This window comes from Streptomyces sp. NPDC046716 (assembly GCF_040645755.1).
Classification (GTDB): domain Bacteria; phylum Actinomycetota; class Actinomycetes; order Streptomycetales; family Streptomycetaceae; genus Streptomyces.
Window position 1 is genome coordinate 1 of record NZ_JBEYYU010000090.1, and the last position, 26,714, is coordinate 26,714.

General features: G+C 72.0%; 19 protein-coding genes and 1 other RNA gene. 3 read left to right on the forward strand and 17 right to left on the reverse strand.

The window, feature by feature from the left end; all coding sequences use genetic code 11:
• Positions 1–165: 165 nt before the first annotated feature.
• The 6 genes from ABZ930_RS38435 to ABZ930_RS38460 all read right to left on the reverse strand — a co-directional run bounded on the left by ABZ930_RS38435 (position 166) and on the right by ABZ930_RS38460 (position 8,673).
• Positions 166–1,335, reverse strand: a complete 1,170-nt coding sequence (locus ABZ930_RS38435; protein ID WP_361559154.1) for a uroporphyrinogen-III synthase — start codon at positions 1,333–1,335, stop codon at positions 166–168.
• A 128-nt stretch (positions 1,336–1,463) separates the two neighbouring features.
• Complete coding sequence (locus ABZ930_RS38440; RefSeq protein ID WP_361559157.1) at positions 1,464–2,843, reverse strand: nitrate/nitrite transporter; 1,380 nt, start codon at positions 2,841–2,843, stop codon at positions 1,464–1,466.
• 182 nt (positions 2,844–3,025) lie between these two features.
• A complete protein-coding gene (locus tag ABZ930_RS38445) occupies positions 3,026–4,264 on the reverse strand; it encodes an acyltransferase (RefSeq protein ID WP_361559160.1) in 1,239 nt (412 codons plus the stop codon).
• Between the two features lie 125 nt (positions 4,265–4,389).
• On the reverse strand, positions 4,390–6,591 hold the full coding sequence (locus tag ABZ930_RS38450; protein ID WP_361559163.1) for a glycosyltransferase: 2,202 nt from the start codon (positions 6,589–6,591) through the stop codon (positions 4,390–4,392).
• A 155-nt stretch (positions 6,592–6,746) separates the two neighbouring features.
• Positions 6,747–7,466: a hypothetical protein gene (locus ABZ930_RS38455; RefSeq protein ID WP_361559166.1), complete on the reverse strand. Its 720-nt coding sequence runs from the start codon at positions 7,464–7,466 to the stop codon at positions 6,747–6,749.
• Positions 7,467–7,689: 223 nt separating this feature from the next.
• Positions 7,690–8,673: a LysR family transcriptional regulator gene (locus ABZ930_RS38460; RefSeq protein ID WP_361559169.1), complete on the reverse strand. Its 984-nt coding sequence runs from the start codon at positions 8,671–8,673 to the stop codon at positions 7,690–7,692.
• A gap of 83 nt (positions 8,674–8,756) precedes the next feature.
• Between ABZ930_RS38460 and ABZ930_RS38465 the strand changes: the two genes are divergently transcribed.
• Positions 8,757–9,974, forward strand: a complete 1,218-nt coding sequence (locus tag ABZ930_RS38465; RefSeq protein ID WP_361559172.1) for an MFS transporter — start codon at positions 8,757–8,759, stop codon at positions 9,972–9,974.
• Here ABZ930_RS38465 and dacB read toward each other — a convergent pair whose 3' ends face one another.
• From dacB to ftsE, 7 genes are all read right to left on the reverse strand, one after another.
• Positions 9,975–11,588 (reverse strand): D-alanyl-D-alanine carboxypeptidase/D-alanyl-D-alanine-endopeptidase, encoded by a 1,614-nt coding sequence (gene dacB / locus ABZ930_RS38470; protein ID WP_361559175.1) that lies wholly within the window; start codon positions 11,586–11,588, stop codon positions 9,975–9,977.
• Positions 11,589–11,617: 29 nt separating this feature from the next.
• Complete coding sequence (locus tag ABZ930_RS38475) at positions 11,618–12,607, reverse strand: PHB depolymerase family esterase (protein ID WP_361559178.1); 990 nt, start codon at positions 12,605–12,607, stop codon at positions 11,618–11,620.
• Between the two features lie 106 nt (positions 12,608–12,713).
• Positions 12,714–13,101: a transfer-messenger RNA gene (ssrA, locus tag ABZ930_RS38480) on the reverse strand.
• A gap of 106 nt (positions 13,102–13,207) precedes the next feature.
• Complete coding sequence (smpB, locus tag ABZ930_RS38485; RefSeq protein WP_361559206.1) at positions 13,208–13,747, reverse strand: SsrA-binding protein SmpB; 540 nt, start codon at positions 13,745–13,747, stop codon at positions 13,208–13,210.
• Positions 13,748–13,778: 31 nt separating this feature from the next.
• Positions 13,779–14,915, reverse strand: coding sequence for a S41 family peptidase (locus ABZ930_RS38490; protein ID WP_361559181.1), 1,137 nt, complete (start codon positions 14,913–14,915; stop codon positions 13,779–13,781).
• Between the two features lie 174 nt (positions 14,916–15,089).
• A complete protein-coding gene (ftsX, locus tag ABZ930_RS38495) occupies positions 15,090–16,007 on the reverse strand; it encodes a permease-like cell division protein FtsX (protein ID WP_361559184.1) in 918 nt (305 codons plus the stop codon).
• 39 nt (positions 16,008–16,046) lie between these two features.
• Positions 16,047–16,736: a cell division ATP-binding protein FtsE gene (gene ftsE / locus ABZ930_RS38500; protein ID WP_026245701.1), complete on the reverse strand. Its 690-nt coding sequence runs from the start codon at positions 16,734–16,736 to the stop codon at positions 16,047–16,049.
• Positions 16,737–17,058: 322 nt separating this feature from the next.
• On the opposite strand from ftsE, the gene ABZ930_RS38505 reads away from it, so the two are divergent.
• Positions 17,059–17,250 (forward strand): hypothetical protein, encoded by a 192-nt coding sequence (locus tag ABZ930_RS38505; RefSeq protein WP_361559188.1) that lies wholly within the window; start codon positions 17,059–17,061, stop codon positions 17,248–17,250.
• Positions 17,251–17,353: 103 nt separating this feature from the next.
• On the opposite strand, the gene ABZ930_RS38510 is transcribed toward ABZ930_RS38505, so the two are convergent.
• The 4 genes from ABZ930_RS38510 to ABZ930_RS38525 all read right to left on the reverse strand — a co-directional run bounded on the left by ABZ930_RS38510 (position 17,354) and on the right by ABZ930_RS38525 (position 22,714).
• On the reverse strand, positions 17,354–18,163 hold the full coding sequence (locus ABZ930_RS38510; RefSeq protein ID WP_361559191.1) for an LPXTG cell wall anchor domain-containing protein: 810 nt from the start codon (positions 18,161–18,163) through the stop codon (positions 17,354–17,356).
• 315 nt (positions 18,164–18,478) lie between these two features.
• The gene (gene prfB / locus ABZ930_RS38515) at positions 18,479–19,582 is read right to left on the reverse strand and encodes a peptide chain release factor 2 (RefSeq protein WP_361559194.1); all 1,104 of its coding nucleotides are present in this window, start codon (positions 19,580–19,582) and stop codon (positions 18,479–18,481) included.
• Positions 19,583–19,740: 158 nt separating this feature from the next.
• Complete coding sequence (locus ABZ930_RS38520; protein WP_361559197.1) at positions 19,741–20,976, reverse strand: serine/threonine-protein kinase; 1,236 nt, start codon at positions 20,974–20,976, stop codon at positions 19,741–19,743.
• 112 nt (positions 20,977–21,088) lie between these two features.
• Positions 21,089–22,714 (reverse strand): serine/threonine-protein kinase, encoded by a 1,626-nt coding sequence (locus ABZ930_RS38525; RefSeq protein ID WP_361559200.1) that lies wholly within the window; start codon positions 22,712–22,714, stop codon positions 21,089–21,091.
• 390 nt (positions 22,715–23,104) lie between these two features.
• Between ABZ930_RS38525 and ABZ930_RS38530 the strand changes: the two genes are divergently transcribed.
• Positions 23,105–26,239, forward strand: a complete 3,135-nt coding sequence (locus tag ABZ930_RS38530; RefSeq protein ID WP_361559203.1) for an FHA domain-containing protein — start codon at positions 23,105–23,107, stop codon at positions 26,237–26,239.
• Positions 26,240–26,714: the final 475 nt, after the last annotated feature.

Below are 26,714 nucleotides of genomic sequence, written 5' to 3' on the forward strand. Positions count from 1 at the left end.
CGCGGCCACCGACATGCAGGTCATGGTGAAGATGTCCGGCGGCGCCACCGAGGCCAACCAGGACAAGCTCACCAAGGCCCTCGGCGAGAACCCGGTGAGGGACTGGCCAGGGGCGCGGGGAACTGCGCGAGAAGCGGCCACCGGGCCGCGCCCGGGAGACGTCCGCTAACCGTCGGAGTACTTGGCGTCCGCAGCCGGGTCCAGGGACAGGCGGTAACCCCGCTTGACCACGGTCTGGATCAACTTGGGCGCGCCCAGGGCCGACCGGAGACGGGCCATCGCCGTCTCCACGGCGTGCTCGTCGCGCCCGGCACCGGGCAGCGCCCGGAGCAGATCGGCACGGGACACGACCCACCCGGGCCGCCGGGCGAGGGCGCGGAGCAGCGACATGCCGGCCGGCGGCACGGGCCGCAGCTCACCGTCGACCAGCACCGCGTGCCCGCGAATCTCCATCCGGTGCCCGGCTATCGGCAACGTCCGCGCCCGCGAGGGCAGTTCGAGGCAGAGCAGCTGCACCAGCGGCCCGAGCCGGAAGCGCTCCGGCTGCACCGTCTCCACCCCGCGCGCCTGCAGGGGCAGCGCGGTCACCGGCCCCACACAGGCGGGCACGACATCGTGGTGCAGCGCGGACAGCAGCTCGGGCAGCAGACCGCGCTCCTCGGCACGGGTCAGCAGCGAGGCCGCGGCCGGTGCCGAGGTGAACGTCAGCGCGTCGACGCTCCGGGCGATCGTCGCGTCGAGGAGCCGGTCCACGGGCCCTATGTCCTCGGGCGGCATCCACCGGTAGACGGGCACGCCGACCACTTCGGCCCCCGCCTCCCGGAGCGCCTCGACGAACCCGGGCAGCGGCTCGCCGTGCAGCTGGATGGCGACGCGGCGGCCCTCCACCCCTTCGGCGAGGAGCCGTTCGAGTACCTCCGCCATCGACTCCGACGACGGCGACCACTCCTCGGTGAGCCCCGCGGCGCGGATCGCGCCCTTCACCTTGGGCCCCCGCGCGAGGAGTTCGACGCTGCCGAGCCGTGCGAGGAGGGCGTCGCCGAGCCCCCAGCCGTCCGCGGCCTCCACCCAGCCGCGGAAGCCGATCGCGGTCGTCGCCACCACCACGTCGGGCGCGTGGTCCATCAACTGCTTGGTGGCGGCGAGCAGTTCGCTGTCGTCGGCGAGCGGCACGATGCGCAGCGCGGGCGCGTGCAGCACGGCGGCACCGCGCCGCTTCAGCAGCGTCCCCAGTTCGTCGGCCCGGCGCGCGGCGGTCACCCCGACGGTGAAACCCGCGAGCGGTCCGTGGGCCGGTGCCCGGTCGGCCCCGGCGGTCTGCTGTTCGTCGTACATGCTGGTTCTCGTCCCGCTCGACGGTCGTCCCGTACACGCCTGGTCACAGTGTGGCGTCGTCCGAGCCTGCCAACGCTCCGTGACAGACCCGGATCAACATGATTGCGTACGTGTTACGGGAGCGTCCCTCACACTTCGGCGTAGCTGAGCTGCGGCTTCGTCTCCGTGGCGGCCGTCGCACCGGAGCGGGCGGCCGAGCGGCGAAGGTATACGGCCCACGTCACGGCGAAGCACACCGCGTAGAAGACGAGGAACGAGACGAAGGCGCCGGTGCCGGTGCCCGCCGTCTGGAAGGACTGCCGGAAGGCCAGGTTGATGCCGAGGCCGCCGAGTGCGCCGACCGCGCCGATCAGCCCCATCGAGGCACCGGAGAGCCGTCGCCCGTAGGCGGCCGCTTCCTCGCCGGTGAGCCCCTTGCTCTCCGCCTTGGCCTGGAAGATCCCGGGGATCATCTTGTACGTGGATCCGTTGCCGAGCCCGCTGAGCACGAACACCAGGATGAACGCGACGGTGAACAGCGGCAGCGACTTCGCCACCGACGCGAGGGCGACGACGGCCGTGGCGAGGGCCATCGCCGCGAAGTTCCACAGGGTGATGCGGGCGCCGCCGAAGCGGTCCGCGAGCCGGCCGCCGACCGGGCGGATCAGCGAGCCGAGCAGCGGGCCGATGAAGGTGATCGAGGCGGCCTGGAGCGGTGTGCGGCCGAACTGGGTCTGGAGGACCAGGCCGAAGGCGAACGAGTAGCCGATGAACGAGCCGAACGTGCCGATGTAGAGGAACGCCATGATCCAGGTGTGGGTGTCGCGCACGGCCTCCTTGGCGGCGCCGGTGTCGTTCTTGACCGTCGCCAGGTTGTCCATGAACAGCGCCGAGAGGACCGTCGCGACGACGATCAGCGGGATGTAGATGCCGAGCAGCACGCGCGGGCCGCCGCTCGCGCCGATGACGGCGAGCGCGACGAGCTGGATGACGGGCACCCCGATGTTGCCGCCGCCCGCGTTGAGGCCGAGCGCCCAGCCCTTCTTCCTCAGCGGGAAGAAGGAGTTGATGTTCGTCATGGAGGAGGCGAAGTTGCCGCCGCCGACACCGGTGAGCGCCGCGCACACCATGAACGTGCTGTACGAGGTGCCGGGCTCCATCACGGCGAACGCGGCGACCGACGGCACGAGCAGCAGGCTCGCCGAGACGATCGTCCAGTTCCGGCCGCCGAAGACGGCGACGGCGAAGGTGTAGGGCACCCGGGCGAAGGCGCCGACGAGGGTGGCCATCGAGACGAGGAAGAACTTCCCCGCCGGGTCGATGCCGTACTCGGGCCCCATGAACAGGACCATCACCGACCACAGGCTCCAGATGGAGAACCCGATGTGCTCGGAGAGGATGGAGAAGATCAGGTTGCGCCGGGCGATCCTGGCGCCGGTCCGCGCCCAGAACGTCTCGTCCTCGGGATCCCACCGCTCGATCCAGCTCCGGCTTCGGGTCTGCGCCTTGAGGTCCTCAGGGCCGGCCATCTCACGCCTCCAGGTCACGGGGTACGGCTGCTGCGACCGAAGGTAGGCACGGCAAATTTCCGCGTTGTGGCGTGGAGTGACCGCCCGGGAACGTTGCTCTCACCCGGCCGGGCGGTCCGTGGTGAGGCTCGGGGCCGAGCCTGGCCCAGCGCAGCCGGGGCCGCGCCGGGCCGGGAGACCCGTCAGCTCTTCTGCCCGGTGGGCCACAGGGTGGGCGAGCGTTTGGCCGCCAGGTCCTCGACCCAGCCGAACAGGACGATGCAGCACCCGATGAAGCTCCACGTGAAGAGCAGCACCGGCCACGAGCTCTCCAGGAGCCACGAGAAGTGCTGCCACATCACGTCGATGTTCCACAGCTGGTCCCACAGGGTCGCGGCCAGCAGGATGCAGATGTTGTGCCACAGATAGATGGTCACGGCGCGGGAGTTGAGCAGCGTGATCAGCTTGTCGAAGGGGCGCAGCAGCCGCGGCCACTGCTCCCACGACGGGCTGAAGTGCAGGAGCAGCAGCACCGTCGCGAAGGACCACAGCGCCTGGCCGAACGGGATGTCGTCCAGGTCGTGGCCCTCCTTGAAGCCCTGGCCGAACGCGTACCACAGTCCCAGAACGGCGATCGCCGGGGCGACGGACGGGACGATGTAGCGCGGGATCCGCTGGAGGATGCCCTCCCTGTGCGCCATGCCGAGCACCCAACAGGCCCCGAAGGTGCTGAAGTCGGTGATGTTCGAGTCGATGCGCGCGAAGGGGATGGAGACGACGCCGAAGGCGAAGGCGCCGGACAGGACGATCGGCGCGGCGATCGTCGCCCACGGCATCGCGCGTACGGCCTTCAGGAGGAGCGGCGACAGCAGGACGAACCAGAGGTAGGCGCGGATGTACCACAGCGGTCCCGCCAGTTCGGCGGCCCAGTCGTCGCCGATGACCCCGTGGATGCCCTTCAGGCCCTCGGCGAAGGGCGGATCGCCGAACGGAACCACCCAGTAGGCCAGGTGGACCCACCACCAGCCGGGGTGATCATCGCCGTCGGGTCCCCAGCCCTGAAGCAGCATGCCCGTGACGCCTATCGCTCCCAGAAGCCACAGCGGGGGCAACAGTCTGCGCATGCGTCCTCGCACCACCTGGACGGGGGGCCGCTTGAGCGAGCGCGCCATCAGGTTGCCCGCGAGCGCGAACATCACGCCCATGGACGGGAAGACGATGGGCAGCCAGGCCCAGCCCATCAGGTGGTAGAAGACCACCCGGAACAGGGCCAGAGCCCGCAGGAAGTCGAAGTACCGGTCCCGGCCGCCCTTCGGTGCCGTGGCAGCCGCAGGTGCGCCGGCGGGTGCGGGCGCCTCGGCGACGGGGGTGAACGGTGCCGGGACGGGGACGGGGACGGCCGCGTGTCGGGCACGCCCGACGGCGGGCAGGGAATCGGTCACGCTCGGTGCCTTCTGATCTGGTGGGGTCGGCCATGCGAACGGTGCCGGCCGCTCGGGTGGCCGGTGCCGAGTGGGCTGCTCGACGCGCTCGTGGAAGTCGTCGCCGAGGTCGGTGCGGGGAGTGGTCATCGCGGCTGCCTCCGGGCGCCGCCCGCCATCACGGCGGTGGGCTGCGCCGACGGCTGCGCGCCCGGCGCCGAGCCGAGCGCGCCGCTGCGCCGCAGCTTCTGCCACCGCAGGCGGCCACCGGTGAGCGCGGTGATCCAGGACTGGAGCAGCACGACGTACATCAACTGCCGGTAGAGGAGCTGTTGCAGCGGGAGCGAGATGAGATGCGTCATCTTCTCCTTGTCGAGCCGGAAGGCGTACGCCGCGCAGACCGCCTGGATCGCGAGGACGCCCAGCCAGGCGACGACCGTCTTCTCGGTGGGGCCGAACACGACCCCGTACAGCAGGAAGACGTCGATGAGCGGGGCGAGCAGCGGGGCGAGGACCATGAAGAGCGAGACGAGGGGCAGGCCGACGCGGCCGAAGCGGCCGGACGGGCCGCGCTCGATCACCGCGCGGCGGTGCTTCCAGATGGCCTGCATGGTGCCGTACGACCAGCGGTAGCGCTGCGACCACAGCTGCTGGACGGACTCCGGGGCCTCGGTCCACGCGCGGGCCTTCTCCGCGTAGACGACGCGCCAGCCGTCGCGGTGCAGCGCCATGGTGACGTCGGTGTCCTCGGCGAGCGTGTCGTCGCTCATGCCGCCGATCGGTTCGAGCGCCGACCGGCGGAAGGCTCCCACGGCCCCCGGGATCGTCGGCATGCAGCGCAGCAGGTCGTACATGCGGCGGTCGAGGTTGAAGCCCATCACGTACTCGATGTGCTGCCAGGCGCCGATCAGGGTGTCGCGGTTGCCCACCTTGGCGTTGCCCGCGACGGCGCCCACGCGCGGGTCGCCGAACGGCTGGACCAGCTCGCGCACCGTCGCCGGCTCGAAGACGGTGTCGCCGTCCATCATCACGACCAGGTCGTACCGGGCGTTCGCCAGGCCCCTGTTGAGCGCGGCCGGTTTGCCCGCGTTGTGCTGGCGCACCACCCGGACGTTCGGCAGCCGCAGGTTCTCCACGATGCGGGCCGTGCCGTCCGTCGAGCCGTCGTCGATGACGATGATCTCGATGGGGTGCTCACTGAGCATCAGCGAACGCACGGTGTTCTCGATGCACTTGGCCTCGTTGTACGCGGGGACGAGGACCGAGACCGGTTCGGTGACCGGCGGCCCCCAGGCGAAGCCCTTCTTGCGGACGCGCCGCGCGTGGGCGGCGGACAGGATCAGCATCAGGCCGAAGCGGCCCATGACGAGGACGCCGATGACGGCGAGTCCGACGACCAGCACGCCCGTGATGTTCTCCGACGCGTCGACCGCGTAGATCCACGCCTTGCCCTGCCACAGGTCCATGCCGGTGACGGGCGTGTGGGCGCTGGGCATGTCCAGGGCCTCGGTGAGGTTCTGGAACCGGTAGCCCTCGTGCTGGAGGTCGGGCAGGAAGCGGTCGAGCGCGGCGACGGTCTGCGAGCGGTCGCCGCCGGAGTCGTGCATGAGGACGATGGCGCCCTTGCCGCCGTGCGGGGTGGCCCGGCGGATGATCTCGTCGACGCCGGGGCGCTTCCAGTCCTCGCTGTCGGTGTTGTTGACGACCGTGAGGTAGCCGCGCGAGCCGATGTACCGGGCGACCGGCCACGACTTGTCGTCCATGGCGTCGGCGAACGAGGAGTACGGCGGCCGGAAGAGGGAGGTGCGCACGCCCGCCGCGCCCTCCAGCGCCAGCTGGTTCGTGGACAGCTCCCAGTCGATGCGCTTCGCCGACTGGTAGGAGAGGTCGGGGTGGTTGAAGGTGTGCAGGCCGACCTCGTGCCCCTCGGCGACCATGCGCCGCACGAGCTCGGGGTAGCGCGAGGCCATGGTGCCGGTCACGAAGAAGACGGCGTGCGCGTGGTGCTTCTTCAGGACGTCGAGGACCTTCGGGGTCCACTCCGGGTCGGGCCCGTCGTCGAAGGTGAGCACCAGCTTGTGGTCGGCTATGGAACGGCTGGCGTCCTGGCCGCCGCGGGTGTCGATGACCGGGCCGCCGTCGAGGATCTTCTCGGGGACCTTGTCGGTGGCGGCCTCCGGCTGGATGCGGTGGTCGGCCATGATCTCGCTGTGCACGTAGCCGCGCAGCATGAGCATCGCGATCATGGCCACGAGCAGCAGCGAGGGCAGGAGATAGCGCAGCGGGAGCCGGCGTCTGCGGGCGGTGCGGGCGGTGGGGACCCGCCGGGAACGGGAGCGGTCGGACATCTCTACAGGTCGCTCATCTCTACAGGACGCTGCTTTCCGGGGACGCCGGACGGAACGCGGCGGGGACACGGCCGGGGACGGTGCGGGGGGAGGGGGAAGGCTGAGGTATCGCTCCCGCCGGGGCGGGAGGTGCTGCGCGCCGGGGAAGTCAGGCCCTAGGACGCGAGCGACGACCCCGCCGGTTCGGCGCCCTGGAGGGGCACAGGAGTTCTGGTGGCGGTGCGGTACGAGACGGCGTCGGTGCCGCCCGGGTCGCCGTCCGCGGGCGGGTCGTCCGTCGGGGCGGTCGCCGACGGCTGGCCGGCCGGTGTCGACGGGGCGGCGGGCGTCGAGGCCCCGCCCGCCGGGGACTCCGGGTCGGCCGGCTTCGTGGAGGCGCGGCCCGTCGGGTTGCCGGAGCCGGTGGCGCCGGTGCCGGGCACGCCCTGGCCTTCGGTGCTCGCGTCCGCGGAGGACGAGGCGGCGTCGCCGGGCGCTCCCGAGGCGTCGGCCGCGGTGCCGGAGGCGCTCGGGCCCGGGGTGGAGCCCGCGGGCGCGGCGGGTGACGCGGAGCCGGTGGGCGCCTGGGGGGTGGTGTCGACCTGCTCCGCCGACTTCTGGTCCTCGTCGGCGAGGTCCGGCAGCGCGGGCGCGCTCGAACTCCCGGAGAACAGGGTGACGACGATGACGATCGCGTAGACCGCGCAGGCCAGGCCGAGGGCCACGCCGACGCGCCGGAAGGTGCGGCCGCGCCGCCCCGAGTCGTCGACGAACACGGGGACTTCCTTGTCGACGCCGGGCTCGCGGCCCGGTATCGGTATCTCCTCGCCCGGACGCTTGCCCGCGGCGATCATCTCGCCCAGCAGGCGGCCCGCGCCGTCGAGCTGGATCGTCACCTCATGGGGATCATGGGTGTGCCCGGGCAGGGCATCTTCTCGCCAGTTCTCCACCGTACGCACATCCCCCCAGGACATGTCTTCCTCATGTTCACGAGTGGGCGTGCGACGAGCGGGCATCTGTCGCCCCGGACCGAGCCCCCACCCGATCCGGGCGCCCCCCTTATCACACTGCGCCCGCCCGATGAATGTAGCGCACGCCGGTGACAGTCGTGTCCACGTGTCAGTCCCGACTCATCATGATGAGTGCATCTGTGGCCGGTATCCACGCATTCTCGGGCTGCGTGAGCCACGCATTCTTCCGGGCCAGCTCCCTCGCCGCGGCCCGCACCGCCGCGATTCCGGGATGCTTTCGGCCCTTTCGCCAGACCACCGACACGGGCGACAGCGGCACCGGATCGACCAGGGGTCTCAGCACCGACCCGGGCATGGCCGGGAAGTCCACCGCGGCCAGGACCGGATGACGGTACTTCGTCATGATCCGCCGGAATTCCTCCTGCCCGACGGCGAGCGGGGCCGGCGGCGCGACCGCGATGTCCCGGCCGGCGAACAACCGCCGCGCCAGATCGGTCCATTCGGGAGTACGGGGATTGCCCGCACCGGCGTACACGGTCTCCCCCGCGAGCCGGTCCAGCGGGACCGCGTCCAGCGCGGCGAGGGGGTGGTCGTCGGGCAGCACGATCGCCATCGGCTCGTAGCGCAGCGGCTGCTGGGCGAGGCGCTCGCGCACGGCGGGGTCGAGCCCGCCGAACCGCCCGAAGGACACGTCGAGCCGCCCGGCGAGCAGTTCGGCGGCGGCGCCGGTCAGCCCGCTCTCGTAGCGGGCCATCAGCTCGCACTCCGGGGCGAGTTCGCGGGCCCGCCCCAGGACCCGCTCGGTCACGAGCCCGGGGCTGTTGACGTCCACGAGCAGCGGCCGGTACCCGGCGGCGGGCCGGGCGAACGCGGCGAGCAGCTCGTCCTGCGCCTCGACGGCCCGCCGCGCGTACGGCAGCAGCCGCGCCCCCTCGGCGGTGAGCGTCACCTGCCGGGTCGTGCGGCCGAACAGCTCGGCGCCCAGCTCCCGTTCCAGGCGGCGGATGTCGCGGCTGAGCGCCTGCTGGGCGACGTAGAGGCGGGCGGCGGCGCGGGTGAAGTGGAGTTCGTCCGCGACGGCGAGGAAGGCGCGCAGCAGCCGGGGCTCGACCCCGTGCGCGGAGTTCGGCATCCGGCGAACTTACAACACATGTGCGTGAATCGGCACCGAGCAGGTGTTGGACCCCGTACGTGACCTGCGGCGACGCTCTTGTCATGGCTGATACGACGATCACCCGGAGTCCGGAGCGGCGCGGCTATCTCCGTCTGTTCTCGATCCCCGGCGCCCGCGCCTTCACCCTCGGCAATCTCATCGCCCGCTTCCCGCAGGGGATGTTCGGCATCAGCGCGGTCATCATGATCTCCGGGGCCCGCGGTTCGTACGCGCTCGCGGGCGCCGTCACCGCCACGGGCCTGGTCGCCAACGCGGTCGTCGGCCCGTGGACCGCCCGTCTCGTCGACCGCCACGGGCAGGCCAGGATCGCGGTCCCGGCGGCCGCGATATCGGCGTGCGGCTCGCTCGCGCTGCTTCTGTGCGTGCGCTTCGGCGCCCCGGACTGGACGCTGTTCGCCGCCTATCTGGCCTCGGCGACGACGCCGAACACGGGCGGCATGTCCCGGGCCCGCTGGGCACATCTGCTCAAGGGCGATCCGGACGCGCTGCACACCGCGAACTCCTTCGAGCAGGCGGCCGACGAACTCTGCTACATGCTGGGCCCGGTGGTCGCCGCGTTCCTGTGCGGCTCGCTGTTCCCGGAGGCGGGCACGCTGGTCAGCGCCGTGCTCATGGTGACCGGGGTGCTGGTCTTCGCCGCGCAGCGGGCCACCGAGCCCCCGGCCGGCAGACCGACGAGGGCGACCCGGTCGCCGCTGCGCGCGCGGGGCATGCCGCCCCTGCTGATCGCCTTCCTCGCCACGGGCGCGATCTTCGGCTCCCTCGAGGTCGTCACGGTCGCCTTCGCCGACGCGCAGGGCCACAAGGCGTGGGCGGGCGGCGTGCTCGCGCTCCAGGCGGCGGGGTCGTGCGCGGCGGGGCTCGTCTACGGCGCGCTGAAGCCGACGGGTCCGGCCGAGCGCCGCCACCCGCTGTGCGTGGCGGCCATGGCGGTGCTGATGACGCTCCCGCTGCTCGCGGCGGCGCTCACCGGCTCCCTCTACGTCCTGGGCGGCGCGCTGCTCATCGCGGGCATGGCGACGGCGCCGACGATGGTGACGGGCATGACGCTCGTCCAGCGGCGCACGCCCGAGGGCCAGTTGAACGAGGGTATGACCCTCGCGGTGACCGGTCTGCTCGGCGGGATCGCGGCCGGTTCGGCGACCGGCGGCGCCGCGGTGGAACACTGGGGCCCCACCGCGGCGTACGCGGTCCCGGTCACGGCGGCCACGACCGCGCTGCTGCTGTCCGCCTACGGCTACCTGCGCTCCCTGCGGTGATCAGCAGGTGGCGGGCTTGCGCCACGAGCACTCCAGGTCGCCGTCGCGCTCGGCGGCGGGCACGGCGCGGGTGGTCCTGGGCAGCACGGCCGACGCCTCCTTCGCCGTGGACTTCGCGAGCGTCACGACGATGGCGTCCTCCAGCGGCTTCACGGAGTCCGCGAGGTAGTTGTTCTGGACGACGCTGTAGACCAGTTCGCGCCCGTCGGCGTCCTTCACGTACCCCGAGAGGGCCGAGGCGCCGGTGAGCGAGCCGGTCTTCGCGCGGGCGTTGAGCGCGGCGGGCGTGCCGCACATCCGCGAGCGCAGGGTGCCGCCGACGAACCGGTCCGGGTCGCAGGCCACCGGCAGCGCCGCGTACCAGTCGGCGTACCAGGGCTCCCCGCGCACCTTCAGCAGCAGGTCGGCGAGCTGCCGTGCCGCGAAGTTGTCCTTGCGCGACAGGCCGGAGCCGTCGACCTGCCGGATCTTCCCCGCGTCGACGCCCACGCCCTTCAGGTATCCGGCGACGGCGGCGGTCCCGTCGCCCCAGCTCCCGGGCTCGCCCGTCGCCTTGTACCCCATGGCCTTGATCAGCGACTCGGCGTGCATGTTGTTGGACAGCTTCATGAAGGGGACCAGCAGGTCCTTCAGCGGCATGGAGCGGTGTGTGGCGAGCGCCTTCGATCCGGCCGGGGTGGCGCCGCCGAGCTTCGTGGTGCCGCTCACCCTGACCCCGTGCGCGGTGAGCGCGGCGCGGAAGACGGAGGCCGCGTACCCGGTCGGCTCCCAGACGGTGACCCACTCCTTGGCGGTGTCACCGCCCACGGGCACGCTCCCGCTGACGGTGATGGTGTTCGTACCGTGCTGCCGCTCGACGGTGACACCGCCGTCCGCGCCGGCCGCCACGGTCCGCGCCCGCACGTCGAGCCGCACGTACGAGGTCTTCGGCGTGACGCTGACGACGGGCCGGTCCCCCGCCTTCGCCCCGGGCGCGACCTCGACGATCACGGTCCCGGCGTCGTAGTCGGTGTCCGGGGCCACGGTCAGCGCGGAGATCTGGGCGGCGTAGTACGAGGACTCGTCGTCACCGCCCCAGGTGTCGCCGATGCGCTGTCGGTCGAAGCGGGTGTCGTCGGCGACGAGGCGCCCGTCGACCTTCTTCACCCCGGCGGCCGCGACCCGCGCCGCCAGCTCGTCGTAGTCGGCGGCGAGGGTCGTGGGGTCGCCGGTACCGCGCAGGTACAGGTCTCCGCGCAGTTCGCCGCCACGCACGCGCCCGTCGGCGAGGACATCGGTCGAGAAGGTGTAGCCGGGGCCGAGCAGTCCCATGGCCGCGGCCGAGGTGGCCAGCTTGGTGTTGGACGCGGGGGCGAGCCGTCCGGTCGGGTCGTGCTGGTACAGCGTCTCGCCGGTGCGCGCGTCGGCGACGACGACGCTGGCCGCGCCGCCCTCCATCCGCGGGTCGCCGAGGATGGTGTCGATGGCTCCGGTCAGCCCGCTGGGGTCGGAGTCGGCACCGGCGGGCCCGCCCCAGGACAGAGTGGCGGCGGTGACGGCGACGACGGCGGGCAGGGCCCACCGTCGCACCCTCGTACGGAAGTTGGATCTCACGGTTCCGTCAGGTGTGCTCATGCGTCAGGAGCATCCCGGAGGAGGAGGGCTCAGCCAAGACCCCACGAGTGCCCGAGGACGTACGCGGCGCAGAGATTCACATCGAGGATGTAGGCCCCGGCCGTCCCGCACTGCGTGGCCCCGCTCCCCGGGTCGACGGGCTGCCCGTGCCCCATCCCCGTGATGCTGTACGTCTCGACGGCCGTGGCCCCCGAGCCGGTCCTGAAGACCTGGTGCGGATAGCCGGACACGGTGTCGCTGATGTCGGCGGTCTGATCGGCGCCGAGCACGTCGGTCCACTGCTTCATCAGGTCGGTCATGTTGACGGGCTTGACCGTGTAGTCGGCGCTGCCCTGGAGGACGGTGAGCCGGGGCCACGGCCCGGTGTGGCCGGGGCGGGCGGCCCGCACCCGGTCGCCCCACTGCTTCGCGGTCTGGGTGGCGCCCACGTACATGCAGACGTACGGCGATCCGGCGGCCTGCGCGCACCCGTACGGCAGCCCGGCGACGACGCCGCCCGCGGCGAACTTCTCCGGGTACGTCGCCATCATCACCGCGGTCATGGCGCCGCCGGCGCTGAGCCCGGTGACGTACACGCGCGAGGCGTCCGCACCGGCGTCGGCGACCTGCCTGTCGACCATCTGCGCGACCGAGGCGGCCTCGCCCTGGCCGCGGGCGATGTCCCCGGTCTCGAACCAGTTGAAGCAGGAACTGGCGTTGTTGCCGCTGGTCTGCTGCGGCAGCACGACGGAGAAGCCCCACCGGTCGGCGAGCTCGGTCCAGCCGCTGCCGGTGCCGTACCCGGAGGCGTTCTGCGTGCAGCCGTGCAGCGCGACGACGACGGGCCGCCCGCCGGGCAGCCCGTCGGGAACGTAACGGAACATCTTGAGCGCGCCCGGGTTGGACCCGAATCCGGTGACTTCCTGGATGCCCGCGGCGGCGGACGCCCGGGGCGGCGTGGGGAGGAAGAGCGCGAGCAGCAGCGCGGTGAGGAGGGTGACGGCTCTGGCGAGTGCGGTGTCTCTGGTGTGGGGGTTCATGGAGAGGGACCGTAGAACCGGCACGTCCCACCAGACATGTAGCGGGACCACACAACGACGAAGGCCCGACTGTGGGTCACAGTCGGGCCGGCATCGCATGGGATATGAGTGGAGATGGCGGGAATCGAACCCGCGTCCAACGGTGCAGCAGCAGGGCTTCTCCGTGTGCAGTTCGCTTCGATTTTCTCGGCCCCGGTGATCACGCGAACAAGTCGCCGACGGGCCCAGTCACTGTTTGATTTCCCATCGAACCCCGTGACCGGGCTCGATGGTTTAGTTCCCTAGATTATGCCAGGGTCCGGGTCGGGAACACCCCCGGGCTGACACCCTTTTAGGGTCCTTCAGTCGCTGTTATTAGGCAGCGAGGGCGAAGGACTGGGAATCGCTCTTGGAATTGGCGATTATTGGTTGCGACATATGGTTTACGAGATCATTGCCGCTTCCTCGACACGCTTCACCTGCTTCGACATCCGCTGTCGAAACCGATCATCCCCATGTTGTTTTTTCAAGGTGGATCCGAGGATCCGGCGCTCCCGCGTGAGGAGCAGTGCCATCGTACGTGAACAACGCACGACGGTGCCAGCCTATTCCCGGCGGGCGTCAGCGCTCGCGCGCCCGCTGCTTCCGCTTGGCCGCCGCGATCGCCCGGTCCGAGTCCCGCCGGTCCTGCTGCTCACGCAGGGTCTGCCGCTTGTCGTACTCCTTCTTGCCCTTGGCGAGCGCGATCTCGGCCTTGGCACGGCCGTCCTTGAAATAGAGCGCGAGGGTCACGATCGTGTGACCCGACTCCTGGGACTTCGACTCCAGCTTGTCGATCTCCTCGCGGTGCAGGAGCAGCTTGCGCTTGCGGCGCACCGCGTGGTTGGTCCAGGTGCCCTGGCTGTACTCCGGGATGTGGGCGTTGTGCAGCCACGCCTCACCCCCGTCGATCTGGACGAAGGCGTCGGCCAGGGACGTGCGTCCCTGGCGGAGCGACTTGACCTCGGTGCCGGACAGCACGATGCCGGCCTCGTAGGTGTCCATGATCAGGTAGTCGTGCCGCGCCTTCTTGTTCTGCGCGACGATCTTGCGCTTGCCGTCCTTCTGGTCGGACGCCTTCCCCTTGCCCTGCTTGGGCTGGGACTCCTTCGGTACGTACATTGCCTTGGCCATAGTGCTGGCCATTTTCGCACTACGAGGGGGCCCCGAGGCCAGTCAATACTGTCTCCGCCCGTCGTAGGGCGTCCTTGTCGGCGTCCAGATCGGGGGTGATGCCCCTGCCGTCCACCCCGCGGCCCGACGGAGTGCGGTAGTGCCCGACCGTCAGTTCCGCCACCGAGCCGTCGGGCAGCCTGCTCGGCATCTGGACCGAGCCCTTGCCGAAGGTGCGGGTGCCCACGACCACGGCGCGGCCGCGGTCCTGGAGGGCGCCGGTGAGCAGTTCGGCCGCGCTCATCGTGCCGCTGTCGACGAGCACGACCAGCGGTCTGGTGGTGTCGCCGCCGCCCCTGGCGTGCAGGGCGCGCTGGCTGCCGCGGACGTCGTAGGTGGCGACGAGTCCGCCGTCGAGGAAGGCGGAGGCCGCGGTGACCGCCTCGTCGATCAGGCCGCCGGAGTTGCCCCGCAGATCGAGGACGACTCCCCCGCGCGCGGGCGCCGAGCGCACCGCCGTGCGCACCTTCTCACCGGCGCCCTTGGTGAACGCGGTGACCTTGACCAGCGTCGCCCCGCTGCCGAGACGGCCGACGGAGACGGAGTCGGTGGGCAGGTTGGCCCGGCGCAGGGTCTCGCTCCACGCGCGCGTGCCGCGCTGGAGGCCCACATGGACGGAGGTCCCGGCCCGCTCGCCCCGCAGGAGGGTCAGCACCTCGGTGACGGGCCGGCCGGTCACCGTCCTGCCGTTGACGGCCGCGATGCGGTCGCCGTCGCGGATGCCGGCCCGCGCGGCGGGCGACCCGGAGCGCACCTTGGTGACCTGCACCTGACCGTCGACGGTGCGCCGGGCCCACAGGCCGACGCCGGTGTACTCGCCGTCGAGGGCCTGCTCGAACTCCTGGTACTCGCCCTGGGAGTAGACGGCGCCCCAGCGGTCGCCGCTGCGGCTGACGGCCTCCTCGGCGGCCTGCGCGGACTGCTCGGGGGACTTGCCGTCGGACATCGCCTCGTAGGCGGCCTCCGCCGCGTCGTCGGAGGTCTTGCCGTCGGCGGTGCCGGACGACTTCGCGGACCGGGGGGCGACGGCGCTGTCCTGCGGCGCGGACGTCTCGCCGGCCTCTCCGGGCAGGGCCCCGGTCGCGGCGCCGGTGGCGAGGACGCAGCTGAACACCACGGTCAGAGCGGCCCCTCGGCCGATGCGGCGAGCCGCGGACGGTGCGGCTGGTGCGGATGCCGCAGACTTCACCGAGAACCGATCCGGGCCTGACATGTCGGTGAGTCTAGGACAACGCGGGGGGCCGTACGGCTCGTTGAGCCGCGCGGCGCCCCGCGGTACGGGGGACTCTCGTCACACCTTCAGGTACTTGCGCAACGCCACGAATGCGGCCAGGGCGGGCATCAGCACGCTCACGGCGAGGATGAGCGGCAGCTTCGTCAACACGGCGTCCCAGCCGATGAAGTTGATGAGCTGGAGCTTCTCCGAGAGCGCCACGCCGTTGTCGATCACGAAGTACTGGCCGCCCGCCAGGAACAGACAGGCGATACCGCCGCCGATGAGTCCGGCGACCGCGGCCTCCATGATGAACGGCGCCTGGATGTAGAAGCCGGAGGCCCCGACGAGCCGCATGATGCCGGTCTCACGGCGGCGGCTGAACGCGGAGACGCGCACGGTGTTCACGATCAGCAGCAGCGCCACGACGAGCATCACCGCCATCACCGCGCCCGCCGCGTAGTTCAGGTAGCCGAGCAGCTTGAAGAGGTTGTCGAGCACGCCCTTCTGGTCCTGCACGGACTGCACACCGGGCCGGCCGTTGAACGCGGTCGCGATGACCTCGTACTTCTCCGGGTCCTTGAGCTTGATCCGGTACGACTCCTGCAGCTGGTCCGGGGTGAGCGAACTGGCCAGCGGGGAGTCGCCGAACTGCTCCTTGTAGTGCTTGTAGGCCTGGTCCTGGGACTCGTACGCGACCTTGTCGACGACCGTCATCTTCTTCAGGTCGTCCAGAATCTGACTCTTCTGCTCGGCCGTGACCGGACCCTTGGCGCAGTTCGGGTCGGACTCGGAGTCGCCCTTGTTGCACAGGAAGATCGAGACGTTGACCTTGTCGTACCAGTAGCCCTTCATCTGGTTGACCTGATCGCTCATGAGCAGCGAGGCGCCGAACAGGGCGAGCGAGAGGGCCACCGAGATGACGACGGCGAAGGTCATCGTGAGATTGCGCCGCAGACCGACGCCGATCTCCGACAGAACGAATTGGGCACGCATAGCGCTTACTGAGCCTTTCGCAGCTTCACTCGGTACTTCTCAGTGCTGGTAGCCGTAGACGCCGCGTGCCTGGTCGCGGACGAGGCGGCCCTTCTCCAGCTCGATGACGCGCTTGCGCATCTGGTCCACGATGTTCTGGTCGTGGGTGGCCATCACCACGGTGGTGCCCGTGCGGTTGATGCGGTCGAGCAGCTTCATGATGCCGACCGACGTCTGCGGGTCGAGGTTGCCCGTGGGCTCGTCCGCGATCAGCAGCTTGGGGCGGTTGACGAAGGCGCGGGCGATGGCCACGCGCTGCTGCTCACCACCGGACAGCTCGCCCGGCATCCGCTCCTCCTTGCCGCCGAGGCCGACGAGGTCGAGCACCTGGGGCACGGACTTGCGGATCTCGCCGCGGGACTTGCCGATGACCTCCTGCGCGAAGGCGACGTTCTCACCGACCGTCTTGTTGGGCAGGAGCCGGAAGTCCTGGAAGACCGTGCCGAGCTGGCGGCGGATCTGCGGGACCTTCCAGTTGGAGACCCGGCCCAGGTCCTTGCCCAGCACGTGCACCTGGCCGTGGCTGCAGCGCTCCTCACGCAGGATGAGGCGCAGGAACGTCGACTTGCCGGAGCCGGACGAGCCGACCAGGAAGACGAACTCGCCGCGCTCGACCTCCAGGGATACATCCCTCAGAGCGGGTCGGGTCTGCTTCGGGTAGACCTTGGAGACGTTGTCGAATCGGATCACTGGTGCGCCTCGGGGCGTCGGGGGCGTAGGGGGCGGGGCGTCTGCGGACACCCCGTAGGTGAGCGTGACCCTACGCGAATGGGCTCGCGGATATCAGGCGCCGACCCGGGTTGAGTGTTTTGTCCTGGTGCGGGACCCGTTGCGTTGCCGCTTTTGTCCGTCCCGTGCCTGGTCAGCGACGGTCCTGTGAGGGGAACGCGCCGAAATTCCGCGAAGCTGGCACAGTGGAGGGGGGAACGGTTGCGTTTCCCGGAGCGTTGAGCGGAGAGAACCAGTGGGTGACTCGGTGGCCGGCTCCGCCGCGCGGGAGGAGGAGAGGCGCATGACCTACGACAGGTTGGTGTGCGCGAACTGCGCGGCGCCCGTGAGCGAGGGCCGCTGCCCGGTCTGCCGGGCGAACCGTGAGCGGCTCCAGCAGCAGAATCCGCTGTCCGGGCTCAACCCGACGGCGTTGATCGCGCTGGTGGTGGTGCTCGTGGCGGCCGTGGCGCTGCTCGCGCACCAGACCGCCTAGCCGCCTCGGCGGCGACCAGATGTGAGAAGGCCCGGAGCCGATCGGCTCCGGGCCTTCTCGTGGTCCGGGTCAGCCCCGGGTCACGTCACGCTGGTCACACGGCTCACACAGCGGTGTTGCGACCGGCCGCCATGCGCGGCAGCAGGCGGAAGCCCACACCGCCCGCGATCATGGTCGCGGCGCCGATCAGCAGGAACGTGGTGCCGGAGGAACCGGTCTCGGCCAGCTCGCCGTTGTTCGACGATCCGGCCTGCTCCGTGGCGTCGGAGCCGGTGTCCTGGAGGCTGTCCTTGCCCTGGCCCTGCTCGACGGGGTTGTTGTTGCCGTCGGGGTTGGTGTTGTCGCCACCGGTCGACGACGAGCCGCCGTTGTTGCCGGAGCCACCGTTGTTGCCCGAACCGCCGTTGTTGCCCGAGCCACCGTTGTCGCCGGAGCCACCGTTGTCGCCCGAGCCACCGTTGTTGCCCGAACCGCCGTCGGTGGTGCCACCGTCGGTGGTCCCGCCGTCGGTGGTGCCACCGTCCGTGGTCCCGCCGTCGGTGGTGCCACCGTCGGTGGTCCCGCCGTCCGTGGTGCCACCGTCCGTGGTGCCACCGTCGGTGGTGCCGCCGTCCGTGGTCCCGCCGTCGGTGGTGCCACCGTCATCGGTGGACCCGCCGATGGCACCCTCGACCAGGCCGCCGCCGGCGTCGCCGCCGCCGTCGGTGCCACCATCGGTGCCGCCGTCGGTGCCACCGTCGGTCGAACCGCCGTCCTCGCCGCCGCCGAGGCAAATACCGAGGAAGCAACTGTCATCGGCGCCCGTCGTACCATCGGCGGCCGAGGCGGCCCCCGCGGCGGTCAGCGACGCACCGGCGGCGATCACCGCGCCGGCAGCTATCCGCGCGACACGGATCCGCGTCTTCTTGGTCATCTGTCTGCTACCCCCAGTAGCCAATCGTCGATGGAGCAGCGCCAGGGACCGCGTTCCAGGGGCAGCAAGGGCCTCGTCCGACCCGTCCCCCGTACACACGCGTCCCACTGATACGCATGCCGCGCGCCAGCCTGTCCAGTTTTCAGATCAACGTCAAGGCCGTTGCGTACTCAATGTCCCTATCCAGGGGAATTGACCGGCCTACGGACATGTGACTGTGATGTAAAAGGCGGATGGGCCTTCACATTTCCCGCACAAAGAAAGGCAACTGCCGCTCTTCGAGCGGCAGTTGCCTTGTCGATAAAGCCGTGTCGCTTACTTCTCCTGCTGCTTGCGCCAGCGAATGCCGGCCTCAAGGAAACCGTCGATCTCGCCGTCGAGCACCGACTGCGGGTTACCGACCTCGAACTCCGTCCGGAGGTCCTTGACCATCTGGTACGGGTGCAGGACGTACGAACGCATCTGGTTGCCCCAGGAGCTGCCGCCGTCCTTGAGGGCGTCCATCTTGGCCCGCTCCTCCTGACGCTGGCGCTCGAGGAGCTTGGCCTGCAGCACGTTCATCGCCGTGGCCTTGTTCTGGATCTGCGAGCGCTCGTTCTGGCAGGAGACCACGATGCCGGTGGGGATGTGGGTCAGACGGACCGCGGAGTCCGTCGTGTTCACGCCCTGGCCGCCGGGGCCCGAGGAGCGGTAGACGTCGACGCGCAGCTCGGACTCGTCGATGTCGATGTGGTCGGTCTGCTCGACCACCGGGAGCACCTCGACGCCCGCGAAGGACGTCTGGCGGCGGCCCTGGTTGTCGAACGGGGAGATGCGCACCAGGCGGTGCGTGCCCTGCTCGACGGAGAGCGTGCCGTAGGCGTACGGGACCTGGACGGCGAAGGTGGTCGACTTGATGCCGGCCTCTTCCGCGTACGACGTCTCGTAGATCTCGGTCTTGTAGCCGTGGCGCTCCGCCCAGCGCAGGTACATGCGCTGGAGCTGCTCCGCGAAGTCCGCCGCGTCGACGCCGCCGGCCTCCGCGCGGATGTTGACCAGGGCCTCGCGGGAGTCGTACTCGCCGGACAGGAGGGTACGGACCTCCATCTCGTCCAGCGCCTTCTTCACGGACGTCAGCTCGGACTCCGCCTCGGCGCGGGTGTCCGGGTCGTCCTCCTCCTCGGCCATCTCGAAGAGGACCGAGAGGTCGTCGATGCGACCGCGCAGGGACTCCGCCTTGCGCACCTCCGCCTGGAGGTGGCTCAGCTTGCTGGTGATCTTCTGTGCCGCCTCCGGGTCGTCCCACAGGGACGGGGCGGCCGCCTGCTCCTCGAGCACGGCGATATCTGCCCTCAGCTTGTCGAGGTCCAGGACGGCCTCGATCGACTCCATGGTCGAGGAGAGGGACTTCAGCTCTTCGGATACATCGACGACTGCCACATCACCAGCCTAACGTCTGCCGCAAGCGGCTTCCGCCGGGTGCCGGGTGCCCTGGTTTCCTGGGGCTCCTCGGTTGTCGGTCGGCTGCGGGCCGGTGGGGGCTGGTCGCGCAGTCCCCCGCGCCCCCGAAACGAGCTCCGCTCGTCCAGGGCCACCGGCTACGGCGCCGCCGGTGCCGAGTTCTGGTTGTCGGACGGGGGCTGCTCGTCGTCTCCGGAGGAGATGGCCCAGACACCGCCCCCCACCACCGCGGCCAGCACCAGCCCGGCCACTCCGAGAGTGATCCGGCGCCGCCGCGCGGAGTGGCGGTTGCGGGCCGAACCGGGCCGGGGCGCACCCGCGGCCCGGGGAGCCCGCGCCGTGCCGCGCGCACCGCCCGCCAGCTCGTCCGGCGCCGGGACCCTCATCGACGTATGGGTGTCGCGGTTGGAGTCGGCGGAGGCCTTGCCCGGCACCAGCGGCACGGCACCGCGCCGGGGCCGCTCCACCGCCACCGGCTCCTCGGCCGGGGCCTGCGGCTCCTCGGGGTCCTGCTCGGCGTCGGGCTCGTCGACGTCGAGCGGCGCCATCCCGGCCAGGAACGGCTGCAGCTCGCGCAGCCTGGCGGCCATCTCCGAGGCCCGCAGCCGGGAGGCCGGCGCCTTGGCGAGGCACTGGATGAGCAGTTGCCACAGCTCGTCCGGGATGCCGGGGAGCGGGACGACGGTCTCCGTGACGTGGCGGCGCAGGATGGCCCCGGGATGCCCGCCGCCGAAGGGCGTGAAGCCGGCCAGCAGCTCGTACAGGACCGTGGCGAGGGCGTATATGTCGACCGCGGCGCGCGGCGGCAGGCCCTCGACGATCTCGGGGGCGAGATAGTCCGGGGTGCCGATGATCTTCGTCGCCTTGGTGCGGCGCGGGGTGTCGATCAGCTTGGCGATGCCGAAGTCGGTGAGGAGCGCGGGGTGCGCGCCGCCGGGGCCGAGCGGGCCCTGCATGTCGAGCAGGATGTTCTCGGGCTTCACGTCGCGGTGGACGATGCCGGCGGCGTGCGCGGCGGCCAGCGCGTCGGCGACGTCGGCGGCGATGGCGACGGCGGCCTCGGGGGCGAGGCGCCGCTCGCGCTCGAGGCGGGTGCGCAGATCGGTGCCGCGGACGAGGTCCATGACCAGCGCCAGGTCGTTGCCGTCGACGACCAGGTCGTGAACGCCGACCACGCGCGCGTGGTCGAGGCTCAGCAGGGCGGTGCGCTCCTGGACGAAGCGTCCGACGAGTTCCTGGTCGGAGGCGAGGTCCTCGCGCAGCAGTTTGATGGCGACGGGACCGTCGGGTCCCTCGCCCAGCCACACGGTGCCCGCACTGCCGCGACCCAGGATCTGGTGTGCGGTGTACCGGCTGCCGATTTTCCGTGCCAAGACTGCTCCTACCGACGCGTGTTGGCGCCCAAGCTACGCGGCCCGGACGCCAACCAACGCATCAGAGCGGGAAATCACCCGCCGGATGTCGACAAATCTCCAACATCGCAGTTCAGTTGCCGGTTTTGCTCCCCAGATCGCCGATCCAGCCGGTGACCGTCGAGAACCAGTCGGACAGCTGCGCCCAGTAGCCCTTGCCGGTGCCGATCCAGTCCTGGAGCGGGGTGAACTCCCAGACCAGCCAGCTCACCACGAAGAGGATCACGATCATGAACAGGCAGCCCTTGAGGCAGCCGAGACCGGGGATCTTCATCGGGTTGGCGCTGCGCTGGCGCGGCTCGCGCGCGGGCCGCTGCTGCTGGGGCGGCGGCTGCGGCGGCGCGTACTGCTGCGGCTGCTGCCTGGGCTGCTGGGGCTGCTGCGGCTGCGGGGTCGAGCGCGGCGCCTGGCGCTGCTGCCGGGGCGCGTACTGCTGTTGGCGCGGCTGCTGCTGGGGCTGCTGGACCTGGCGCTGCGGACGCCGGCGCAGCGGGTCCTCGTTCGGGTCGAGGTACTGGACCTGCGTCTGCTCGTTGCGGTCGCGGGCCGCGCGCAGCTGGTTCTGCCACGGGTGCGGGTCGTCGGGGTCGCCGGCGCCCGGCGGGTTCTGCGGGACCGGCGGCATGACGGCCGTCGGGTCGGCGGCGCCGTACTGGCCGCCCTGGCCGCCCTGCTGCTGCATGACGCTCGTCGCGGCGTTCGGATCGACCTGGCCGAAACCGGACGCGTTGTTCGGCAGTACCTGCGTCGGGTCGGCGGCGCCCGGGACGTCCGGGACCTGGGCCGGGTCCGGATCGGGCATCAGCAGGACGCCCACGCCCTCGGCGGCGGCGATCTGCGCGCTGTTGGCGTGCACGCCGATGCCCTCGGCGACGGTGCGCAGACCGCGCGCCAGGTTCTCCGCGCTCGGCCGCTCGTCCGGGTTCTTGCGCAGGCAGCGCTCGATGACCGTCCACAGCGGGTCGGGCACGGTGGAGGGGCGGCGGGGCTCGGCGCTGAGGTGCTGGTGGAGCACTTCGAGGGCGGAGCCGCCGGAGAACGGCGGGCGGCCGGTCACCAGCTCGTACAGCAGGATGCCCGCGCCGTAGATGTCGACCGCGCTGGTCTGCGGGCGCCCCTCGGCGGACTCCGGCGCGACGTACGCGGGCGTGCCCACGAACTCGTGCGTGCGGGTCAGGCCCGGGGAGTCCGCCAGGCGCGCGATGCCGAAGTCGGTGAGCATCGGGTGCATCCCGCCGGCGTCCTGTTTGAGCAGCACGTTCGCCGGCTTCAGGTCCCGGTGCACGACGCCGTCGGCGTGGCTCGCGGCCAGCGCGTCGGCGACCTGCGCGGTCAGCAGCGCGGCCGCGACCGGCGAGAACGGGCCGTTCTCGCGCAGATAGCGGTGCAGGTCGGGACCGTCGATCAGGTCCATGACCAGGGCGAGCATCTCGCCCTCGACGACCAGGTCGCGCGTGCGCACGATGTTCGGGTGGGTGAGCCTGAGCAGGACGGAGCGCTCCCTGAGGAAGCGCATCACCACGTCCGCGTCGTTGGCCAGCTCCTCCTTGAGGACCTTGATCGCGACGGTCTCGCCGGGCTGCCCGGCGACGGCCGCCTCGGCGCCCGCGGTCTCGCGCTGGCGGGCCCGCCAGACGGTGCCCGTGGCGCCGCGTCCGAGCGGCTCCTCGAGCAGGTACTTGCTGCCTACCGGCCGCACGTCATGCGCTCCCTGCTTGGCTTGCGAACTGTGTTCCGACCCACTGTAGTGGCGCCGCACGAGGTACAGGCTGTCGATCTTCTTTGACCACTCATACCCGTGTTCGACGGACAGACCTCGTCCGAAAGACGCAAGTCCGGCACTTTCGGTTGCCGATGAGAGACGTGAGCGATCTCAACCAGACGTCCGGCGACGACAGAGCAGGCACTTTTGCGGGCAGAGCCGACCAATCAAGATCACTTACGGGTGGGGGGCGGGCGAAGTGTCAGTGGCAGGTGCGAGGATGCCTCTCAGCACTGGCTGACGTGCCCGTGGCGGCGGGGGAATCTGCGGTGGGGACCGCGGGCGTCCCTGGCCCGGGTGCCCGCGCAGAAGGGACCGCTGACGGCGATGCAGATCCGGCTTACCGTCATGGCCTCCGTCGAGGCCGCAGCATCCCCGCCCTGCGACCTTCTGGTCACAGCGCCCGCGGGCACCGCGCTCGCCGCGGTCCTCTCCGGCCTGGTCGCGGCCGTCGCGGGCGCCGACGCCCCCTCCTCCGTGCTGTACGCGGGCCATGAGCGGCTCGATCCCCAGCGCTGCCTGCTGGGCGAGCCGCCGCTGACCGACGGCGCGGTGCTCTCGCTCGGCGGCCCCACCGACCCCGGCCCCGACCCCGACTCGGCGGCGGCCCAGCTCCACGTGGTGGCGGGGCCGGACGCGGGCGGCGTCCACCTGCTGCACGGCGGCCAGATCCGCATCGGCCGCTCCGCCGACGCCGACGTCTGCCTGGACGACCCGGACGTGTCACGGCTGCACTGCGCGGTGACGCTCACCCCCGACGGCCGGGTCACGGTCGCGGACCTCGGCTCGACGAACGGGACGACGCTGGAGGGCCGCCCCCTCGACGAGCGCCCCGTGCGCCTCTCCCCCGGCACGCTGCTCCGCCTGGGCGAGTCGGCGCTGCGGGTCACGGCGGCGGGCGGCACGGCCCGCACGGCACCGCTGCCGACCGCGCCCGACGGCGAGGGGCAGGTGCGGGTGGCGCTCGGCACGGCGGACACCCGGCGGCCCGCCGCCGACACCCCGCTTCCCTCGTCGTCCCCCTCCCCTTCCCCTTCCTCCCCGGTGGTGCCTTCCGACGAGACCCGGCACACGTACGGGGACGCGTCCTGGGGCGCCGCTGGTGACTCGGCGCCCGGGAGCGCGCAGCCCGTCGTGCCGGGGCAGGGCGGGGCGCCCGACGTGGAGCGGACGCCGACCGGCACACCGCCGCGCGGTACCGAGCTGCCGCGCGGCGGGCGCAGGCGCGGCGGTCTGGGGCGGCTGCTGCGGCGCGGCCCCGGACGCGACGAGCGGTCCGGGCGCGACACCGAGGGCGGCGCGGACTTCGAGGACGCCGAGCACGCGATCCACGAGCCGTACCCGATGCGCGCACCGCAGCAGCCCGGCGTACCCGCTCCCCGCACCGGTGACGGACCCGCGCCCGCGGTGCCCGCCACCGCCGAGACCTGGCCCGACGCCGCCACGCTGCTGCTCACCGCGCTCGGCCCGGGGCCACGCCTGTGGGAGCGCGGTGCCGGACACCCCGAGGCGCTGGCCGTACGGCTCGGCGCCGTCGACCGGCCGGGACCCGGCGGGGCCGGACTGCTCCCCGCGGTGCCGGTGACCGTCGGACTCGCCGAGGCGGGCGCGCTCGGGCTCGCGGGGCCGCGGGCGCGGCTCGCCGGTCTGGCCCGCGCGGTCGTGGCCCAGCTCGCCGCGCTGCACGCCCCGGACCGGCTGGAGATCGTGCTGATCAGCACCGACCGGGCGCGGCCCGAGGCGGAGCGGATCGCCGAGTGGTCCTGGCTCGGCTGGCTGCCGCACGTGCGTCCGGCCCACGGGCAGGACTGCCGGCTGCTGCTCGCGTACGACCGGGAGCAGGCGGCCGCCCGCACCGGTGAGCTGCTGCGCCGCCTCGACGACCATGCCGCGGGCCTGCGCCCGGACGCCGCTTCCGTGGTCGTCGTCGACGGCGACCCGGGGTCGGCGACGCTGCGGGAGGCCACCGTGCGGCTCGCCGCCGAAGGGGCCGCTGCCGGGATCCACGTGGTGTGCCTGGCCGAGACGCCGGCGACGACTCCGGCCTCCCCGGTCGACCGGACCTACGAGGCGGCCTGCGCGCAGAGCCCGGCCTTTCGCGCGTGCGGCGCCGTGGCGCTGCTCAGCGGGGACGTGGCGACCTCGCTGCGGCTGCACCGGGCCGCACAGGGACAGCCCGTCGGGCACGGCACCGTGGCCACGGTGGACGCGGTGTCGCTCGCGTGGGCGGAGCGGTTCGCGCGGGCGCTCGCACCCTTGCGCACGGACGGCACGGGCGCATCGGGCGGCCCGCACGCGCGCGTGTCGGCGCCGCTGCCCCAGGTCGCCCGGCTCCTCGACGAGCTGGGGCTCGCCCGGGCCACCCCGGCGTCGCTGATGGCGCGCTGGGCGGCGGCCTCGGACGACCCGGACTCCCTGGGCGGCCGGGTGGTGGCGGTGCTCGGCGCCGGGCCGCGCGGCCCGGTCGGGGTCGATCTCGCCGCCGACGGTCCGCATCTGCTGGTCGAGGGGCCCGCGGGCAGTGGCCGTACGGAGCTGCTGCGCTCGGTCGCCGCGTCGCTCGCCGCCGCCGAGCGGCCGGACCGGCTCAGCCTCGTCCTCATCGACGGGGAGGGCGGCACCGGTGGACCGGGCGGTACGGCGGACGGGCTGCGGGTCTGCACCGACCTGCCCCACGTCACGACCCATCTGGCGGCCAACGACCCGGTGCGGATGCGGGAGTTCGCCCAGTCGCTGAGCACCGAGCTGAAGCGGCGGGCCGAGTTGATAGGGCGTACGCACTTCACCGAGTGGCACACCCAGCGCACCGTCGCCGGCCGGCTCGTCTCCCAGCGCAGCGCGCCCGCCTCCGGGGCCGGGGCCGGGGCCGACACGGGGGATCTCGACACGCCGCCCAGCTCGACGATGCCCACGATGCGGCTGCGGCCCGGCGCGGCGCGGGAGAAGACGGAGGCGGCGCCTCCGTTGCCGCGGCTCGTGGTGGTCGTCGACGATCTGGACGCGCTGCTGTCGCCGCCGCTCGGGTCGCCGGGGCGGCCCGCCGCGGGGTCCGTGGTGCGGGCGCTCGAGGCCGTGGCGCGGGACGGGGAGCGGCTCGGGGTGCATCTCGTCGCGGCGTTCGCCTCCGGCGGGGCCGAGGGGTGGGTGGCTCGGCCCCGGGTGGTGCTCGATGCCGTGCGGGGCGGGGGGCCCGAGGATCCGGCGCCGGGGCGGGGGCGGTTGTTCGCCGCCGACGGGCGGGATCTGGGGGTGCAGGCCGGGCGGGTCACCGGGCGCATTCCGCGCACGGCCACTCTCCGGCCCACCGTGGTCGTCCTGGACTGGGCCCGCATGGGTGATCCTCCGGACCGTCGTCCGGTCCGTGAGCTGGGCAACGGCCCGACGGACCTGGCGTTGCTCGCCAGCGCCCTGGAGCGCGCCGCCCGCTCCGTCTCCGCCCAAGAGGTCCCGTCCCTCCTGTAACGCCCCCACCCCGACGCCCACCTGATCACACAGTTCCCCGCACCCCGGCGGCTGACTGACCACGCAGTTCCCCGCGCCTCTGGCTTGTTCTTCGCCCGCGGCCCGGCGGCCGCTTCTCGCGCAGTTCCCCGCGCCCCTGGGTCGTACGTCATCCGCGACCCGGCGGCCGCTTCCCGCGCAGTTCCCCGCGCCCCTGGGTCGTACGTCATCCGCGACCCGGCGGCCGCTTCCCGCGCAGTTCCCCGCGCCCCCAGGCCGTCCTTCGACCGCGACCCGGTGGGGCTTCTCGCGCAGTTCCCCGCGCCCCTGGAAGCGAGCTCCGCTCGCCCAGGGGCAGGGGAAGGCTGCGCGCAGCGCATGCCTTCAGGGGCGCGGGGAACTGCGCGACCAGCCCCCACCGAGCGGCACCCGAACGACAACCCCTCAGCGGCGCGGGGACCGGCGCGAGACACCCCACCAACACACAACAGAACTC

Bases quoted from the DNA above. Each gene is read 5' to 3' on its own strand.
- ABZ930_RS38450 (WP_361559163.1), bottom strand. From the start codon at position 6,591: ATGTCCGACCGCTCCCGTTCCCGGCGGGTCCCCACCGCCCGCACCGCC.
- ABZ930_RS38510 (WP_361559191.1), bottom strand. From the start codon at position 18,163: ATGACCAAGAAGACGCGGATCCGTGTCGCGCGGATAGCTGCCGGCGCG.
- ABZ930_RS38460 (WP_361559169.1), bottom strand. From the start codon at position 8,673: ATGCCGAACTCCGCGCACGGGGTCGAGCCCCGGCTGCTGCGCGCCTTC.
- ABZ930_RS38505 (WP_361559188.1), top strand. From the start codon at position 17,059: ATGACCTACGACAGGTTGGTGTGCGCGAACTGCGCGGCGCCCGTGAGC.
- ABZ930_RS38440 (WP_361559157.1), bottom strand. From the start codon at position 2,843: ATGGCCGGCCCTGAGGACCTCAAGGCGCAGACCCGAAGCCGGAGCTGG.
- dacB (WP_361559175.1), bottom strand. From the start codon at position 11,588: ATGAGCACACCTGACGGAACCGTGAGATCCAACTTCCGTACGAGGGTG.
- ABZ930_RS38465 (WP_361559172.1), top strand. From the start codon at position 8,757: ATGGCTGATACGACGATCACCCGGAGTCCGGAGCGGCGCGGCTATCTC.
- ABZ930_RS38530 (WP_361559203.1), top strand. From the start codon at position 23,105: ATGCAGATCCGGCTTACCGTCATGGCCTCCGTCGAGGCCGCAGCATCC.
- smpB (WP_361559206.1), bottom strand. From the start codon at position 13,747: ATGTACGTACCGAAGGAGTCCCAGCCCAAGCAGGGCAAGGGGAAGGCG.
- ftsX (WP_361559184.1), bottom strand. From the start codon at position 16,007: ATGCGTGCCCAATTCGTTCTGTCGGAGATCGGCGTCGGTCTGCGGCGC.
- ABZ930_RS38475 (WP_361559178.1), bottom strand. From the start codon at position 12,607: ATGAACCCCCACACCAGAGACACCGCACTCGCCAGAGCCGTCACCCTC.
- ABZ930_RS38435 (WP_361559154.1), bottom strand. From the start codon at position 1,335: ATGTACGACGAACAGCAGACCGCCGGGGCCGACCGGGCACCGGCCCAC.